Annotated in this window: 5 protein-coding genes and 1 pseudogene; 1 reads left to right on the forward strand and 5 read right to left on the reverse strand. The window is 60.7% G+C overall.

What is annotated here, in order from left to right:
* Positions 1-716 (reverse strand): ABC transporter permease (locus WB528_RS24935; protein ID WP_423891716.1); only part of this gene is annotated, 716 nt, incomplete at its 3' end.
* A complete protein-coding gene (locus tag WB528_RS24940) occupies positions 713-1,636 on the reverse strand; it encodes an ABC transporter ATP-binding protein (protein ID WP_423891718.1) in 924 nt (307 codons plus the stop codon). The genes WB528_RS24935 and WB528_RS24940, both read right to left, overlap by 4 nt.
* Positions 1,637-1,856: 220 nt before the next feature.
* Between WB528_RS24940 and WB528_RS24945 the strand changes: the two are divergent.
* Positions 1,857-2,994: pseudogene (locus WB528_RS24945) on the forward strand (ABC transporter substrate-binding protein).
* Between the two features lie 169 nt (positions 2,995-3,163).
* Here the strand turns inward: WB528_RS24945 and WB528_RS24950 are convergent.
* From WB528_RS24950 to WB528_RS24960, 3 genes are all read right to left on the reverse strand, one after another.
* Positions 3,164-3,436, reverse strand: coding sequence for a hypothetical protein (locus WB528_RS24950; RefSeq protein ID WP_423891720.1), 273 nt, complete (start codon positions 3,434-3,436; stop codon positions 3,164-3,166).
* Positions 3,437-3,454: 18 nt separating this feature from the next.
* Entirely contained in the window at positions 3,455-4,597 is a 1,143-nt protein-coding gene (locus tag WB528_RS24955) for a DUF2336 domain-containing protein (protein ID WP_423891722.1), read from the reverse strand.
* Positions 4,598-4,894: 297 nt separating this feature from the next.
* On the reverse strand, positions 4,895-6,102 hold a 1,208-nt coding region (locus WB528_RS24960; protein ID WP_423891723.1), incomplete at its 5' end, for an ATP-dependent helicase.

Raw genomic sequence — 6,102 nt, forward strand, 5'->3', positions numbered from 1 at the left:
ATCATGCAGACCACCAGGAACGTCAGCGTCATGCCGACGCTCAACGCGACGCTGACATCGGCGATTTCATAAAAGCTCCAGCGGAAACCGCTGATCAGATACACTACCGGATTGAGCATCGTGATGGTGCGCCAGCCCGACGGCAGCATATTGACCGAATAGAAGCTGCCGCCGAGGAAGGTCAGCGGCGTCACGATCAGCATCGGGATCATCTGAAGCTTCTCAAAACCGTCGGCCCAGATTCCGATGATGAAGCCGAACAGGCTGAACGTCACTGCCGTCAGCACCAGGAAGGTCAGCATCCAGATCGGATGATGGATGTGCAGCGGCACGAACAGGCCGGCGGTGGCCAGGATGATCAGGCCGAGGATAATCGATTTGGTCGCGGCCGCCCCGACATAGCCGAGCACGATTTCGAAATAGGAAATCGGCGCCGACAATATCTCGTAGATCGTGCCGACGAACTTCGGAAAATAGATGCCGAACGATGCATTCGCGATGCTCTGCGTCAGCACCGACAGCATCACCAGACCCGGCACGATGAAGGTGCCGTAGCTCACGCCTTCGACCTGGGTGATGCGCGAGCCGATCGCAGCTCCGAACACGACGAAATAAAGCGAGGTCGAAACCACCGGCGACACGATGCTTTGCACGATCGTGCGTCCGGTGCGCGCCATTTCGAACTTGTAGATTGCGCGAACAGCCCGGAAGTTCATGACGCGTGCACCAAATTCACAAAAATATCTTCCAGTGAACTCTGGTTCGTTTCGAGGTCGACAAAGCGAATGCCGGCGTCGCGAAGATCGGCCAGCAGGCTGGTGATGCCGGTGCGGTCGCCTTTGGTGTCGTAACTGTAGGTCAACTCGCTGCCTCCGTTCGACAGTTCGAGATTGTAGGAGGCCAGGGCCGGCGGAATGGCGTCGATAGAGGATTGCAGATGCAGCTTGAGCTGCTTCTTGCCGAGCTTCTGCATCAAGTTGGCCTTGTCCTCGACCAGAATGATTTCACCCTTGTTGATGACGCCGACGCGGTCTGCCATCTCCTCGGCTTCGTCGATGTAGTGCGTGGTGAGGATGATGGTGACGCCCGCGGCCTTCAAGGTCCGGACCACCTCCCACATGCCCTTGCGCAATTCAACGTCGACGCCGGCGGTCGGCTCGTCGAGGAACAGGATCTGCGGCTCATGCGACAGTGCTTTCGCAATCATCACGCGGCGCTTCATGCCGCCCGACAGAGTGACGATCTTGGAGTCTTTCTTGTCCCACAGCGACAGGTCTTTCAGCACCTTCTCAATGTGAGCAGGATTTTTCGGCTTGCCGAACAGGCCGCGGCTGAAGCTGACCGTCCCCCACACCGATTCAAACGCGTCGGTGTGTAGCTCCTGCGGGACCAGACCGATCATCGTGCGGGCGGCGCGGGCGTCGCTGATGATGTCGTGTCCGCCGACGCTGACGTAGCCGCTGCTCAGATTGTTGATGCCGCAAATGACGCTGATGAGCGTGGTCTTGCCGGCGCCGTTCGGTCCGAGCAGCGCGAAGATCTCGCCCTTCTCAATTTCCAGATTGATGTCCTTCAGCGCCCTGAAACCGGAGCCATAGGTCTTGGAGAGATTGGAAACGGAAATGATGGAAGGCATGGGGGTGGGAGGTCTCGTCAGGGGGCATATTGAAGTGTGACGTGAAAAAGCGAGGCGGGGACACAGAGATTTCAGATAGGAAGTGGGAACTTTTGTGCAATCCCGCATGCCGTTTTTAGCGGTTGTTCGTGATCTGCCAATCGAAATATCCTGGCCAAAGATAAATCGAAACAACCGGCAAAATTACCGGTAGCCGAGGAAATGTCAGGGCCTTGTCAGCATGATGTCAGCATCAAAGGATTTTTGCGTCGCTTCTCTGTTGGCGATGGTGTTTGCGGGGTCGCTGCAAGCAGCCGGCGCGGCGGAGGCCACCATCAAGCTCGGCAATACCGCGCCCTATAGCGGGCCGGCGTCCGCCTACGGCACGATTGCCCGCGCGGAAGCCGCCTACTTCCAGATGCTCAACGACCAGGGCGGCATCAACGGTCGCAAAATAGAATTCCTCACCCTCGACGACGCCTATTCGCCCGCGAAGACCGTCGAGCAGACCCGCAAGCTGGTTGAGCAGGATGATGTGCTGGCGATGTTCTCGTCGGTCGGCACCGCGCCGAACATCTCGGTGCAGAAATATCTCAACGCCAAGCACGTGCCGCAGATCTTCGTGTCCTCCGGCGCCACGCGCTGGAACGATCCCGGGCATTTCCCCTGGACGGTCGGCTTCAATCCGACCTACGAACTCGAAGGCAAGCTTTACGCGCAATACATCCTGAAAACCAAGCCGAATGCGAAGATCGCGGTGATCGCTCCGAATGAGGATGCGGGCAAGGATTACGTGCGCGGCTTCAAGGAGGGCCTCGGCGAACATATCGGTCAGCTGGTCTCCGAGACCACCTATCTCACCGCCGACCCCACCATTGACTCGCAAATGGTCACGATGCGCGAATCCGGGGCGGATGTTTTCTTTGCAGAAGCAACGCCGAAATTTGCGGCGCAGGCGATCAAGAAAGCCGCCAGCATGGGCTGGAAGCCGCTGATCATCCTGCCGTCGGTCTCGAACTCGTTCTCCGCGGTGCTGGAGCCGGCGGGGTTAGAGAATTCGATCGGCGTGGTGACGGGGCTCTATCTCAAGGACCCCAACGATGTGCGCTGGGCGAACGATCCCGCGCTCAAGGACTGGCTCGCATGGATGAGTGGCGCAGATCATGGCGATCGTGCTGAAGAATTGCGGCGACGACCTTTCCCGCGACAACATCATCAAGCAAGCCAAGTCGCTGAATGGAGTCGAGATGCCGCTGCTATTGCCCGGCATCAAGGTTCATGTCGATCCGAGTAACGTCACGCCGATTCGCCAGATCCATATGGCGCGGTTCGACGGCAAGTCCTGGGTGCTGTTCGGGGACGTGTTGGGGGAGAAGTAGGCCCGGCGCCCGTGGGCGTTGTCGTTCCTGCGAAAGCAGGGACCCATAGCCTCAGGCGTTTGTTGTTGCCGGATGTTAGCGTACCACCATACGGAGAGATTCCGCGGTATGGGTCCCCGCGTGCGCGGGGACGACAACAGCAAGGAGTCCGTCCGCTGGCTGAGCGAGCCTACTGGAAATAATTATTGATGATGCGCAGGTCGGACAGCGCCGGCTGCTCGCCCTTCATGCTCGTCTCGATCACCCGCCGGCATACCGCGGCCGTCGCTTCGTCCTTGAAATCGTTCGCGGCTTCCAGCACGGTTCGCGCCGTATCGAGCGTGCCGCCATCCTGCTTCGGCGCCTCGGATTGGTCGGGCGCCGCGCCGCCCTTGCGGCCAAAACCTTGCGCAGCCTGCTTGCCGAAAGCAGGCACGCCTTTGCCAAACGGAATCGCGTTCATGCTCGCCGTCCCCTCTTATCAGGCATATAGCGCGGCCTTCAGGCTCGCATCGATCGCTGTGCCGGTCTTGCGCGACTGGCAGAAAGCCAGGACGCTGCGCGAGGTCTCGATGTTAAGGCGGTCGTAATCGTTTTCGAGACTTCTCAGCTCGCTGGCGGTGATCCGGTGATCCTTGGCGCCGAGGAACAGCATCGCCATCATGGTATCCCAGGAGAAATCCAGGCCCTTGCACAGGATCAGCAGCATCTCGCGGTTCTTGTCGAGCAATGCGCGCTCGATCAGGTCGCCCGGCAGCGAGCACAACAGCGACATCCCGATCGTCACTTCCTCGACCCGGTGCGAGCGCGCGTAGCTCGATATACTGGATTCGTTCAGGTTGCCGAGCCGATGCTGGGTCGTCACGACGCGCTTGGCGACGAAATGGCCGCGAGAGGCGGGACCGAATTTCGACTGCAACTCGCCGCCGAGCTCGCTCACCGACGACTGGATTTGCCGCGCCATATCCGGACGCTCGAGCTCCAGGCGCTTCTTCACGTCGGAAGTCGCTTTCGCAATCAGTTGCTGGAAGACATGCCGCGGAATGTCCTTGCGCAGGCCAAGCCGCTCGGCGAGGATGGAATCGCCTTCCGCGCGCTGGACCATGTTCAGGAAACCGAAGTCGGACAATTTGGCGCCGCTGTTGCTGGCGACGGATTTCACGACCTCCTGGTCGCCGCGCTTGACGAGTTCGTCGGTGACCCGCTCTTCGAGTGTATCGCGCTGTGAGATCGAGAGCATGTGCGCCTGGCTTTTGGTGCAGGCGTTGGCGACGAGCGCATAGGTCTCAAGCTGCTTGGATTCCCTCAAGACGGGGCCGGCGACCTCGATCGCGTCGTCGAAGGCCAGCTTGTGAATGATGTTGACCGGCGCCTGGTCGAAGCGCGCCAGCCGCTCGGACAATTGCGCGCGGGCCGCGACCTCGATTTCGTCCGCAAGCCGGGTGACGACTTCGCCGAACGTCCAGATCTCGTCGTCGCTGAAGCTGCCGGCGATCATCAGGTCCGTCGTATGCCACAGCGCCTTGGCCCGGCTCGCGGGTGTTCCGCGGGCGACCGCTTCCTCAAGGTCGTCGAGGAAGGACTTCGGTTCGCTTTTCCTGGCCGTCTTGAACTGGAGGCTCATTTGGGTGGCCTAAAACCTTTTGACGAAGGATCATCTGCCACTGACGATACATGCCGCGCGCAAGTATTCGGTAAAAATGGCCGCGAAGTATTGTCGATCAATATTCGTTAAAATGTGCTGGATTTCGTTAAGGGATATCCGCGCAGCCGATGCGTCTTGGATGGCGGCAGAATGGGGGTATTGGGGTGTTTCACCCTATCATATCATGGGCTTATGGAGACAGCCCGGCCAGCCGCAGTCCCTGCCGGACCCTTTCCATCTCGTTATTGAATGCGGCCGTCCATCATGGCCCGAAATTCAGGCGCGCTGCACAAAACTGTCGACGACCTTCTTTTCGCCGGCCTTCTCGAACGCGATGGTGAGCTTGTTGCCGTCGATCTTCACCACGTGGCCGTAGCCGAATTTCTGGTGAAACACGCGGTCGTCGAGGTTGAAGTCCGAGGTCGCGCCGGTTGATTTGGCGATCAGCTCGCCTTCGATCACGAGCGGCGCGCGCTTTTGCTTCGCAAAGCCGCCCGACTCGCGAGAGCCAAAGGGCGACTGCCGCTCCTCGAAGCCGCGTCCACCTCCGCTGCGCGCGCGGTTGGCCTGCGCGCGCTGCCAGCCCGGCGTCGTGTAGCTTGAGCCGAAGGACTCGACATTGTCGAAGCGCGAGGGGCCGTAGCCGCCGGCGCCGCCCCAGCCCGAGCCGCCCTTGGATTCCGTGATCTCGACGTTATGCGCCGGCAGTTCGTCGAGGAAGCGCGAGGGAATCGTGGTCGACCAGGTGCCGTGAATGCGCCGATTGGTCGCGAAATAGATCTTGGCGCGGCGGCGCGCCCGCGTCAGCCCGACATGGGCCAGCCGACGCTCCTCCTCCAGCCCCGCGCGGCCCTGTTCGTCGAGCGTGCGCTGGCTCGGAAACAGGCCTTCTTCCCAGCCGGGCAAAAACACGTTGTCGAATTCCAGCCCCTTGGCGGAGTGCAGCGTCATCAGCGACACCGCTTCGTCTTCCCCGCCACCTTCGCGATCCATCACCAGCGAGATGTGTTCGAGAAAACCTTGCAGGTTCTCGAACTCCTCCATCGCGCGCACCAGTTCTTTCAGGTTGTCCAGCCGTCCGGCGGCGTCCGCCGAACGGTCCTTCTGCCACATATCAGTGTAGCCGCTCTCGTCGAGGATGGTTTCGGCGAGCTCGGTGTGGGTGGTGACTTCCGCCTGCGCCCGCCAACGGTCGAAGCTGATCAGGAGATCGCGCAAGCTGCCGCGCGCCTTCGGCTTCAACTCGTCGGTCTCGACCACGGCGCGGGCGGCCTCGTACAGCGGCAGGCGGCGTTTACGGGCGTGGTCGTGCAGCATCTGCACGGTCGCATCGCCCAGGCCGCGCTTGGGCACGTTGACGATGCGCTCGAAGGCGAGATCATCGGCGGGCGAATTGACTACGCGCAAGTAGGCGAGCGCGTCGCGGATCTCGGCGCGTTCATAGAACCTCGGACCGTTGATCACGCGATAGGGCAGGCCTAGGG

Origin of the sequence: Bradyrhizobium sp., assembly GCF_049586575.1 — a bacterium.
GTDB lineage: Bacteria > Pseudomonadota > Alphaproteobacteria > Rhizobiales > Xanthobacteraceae > Bradyrhizobium.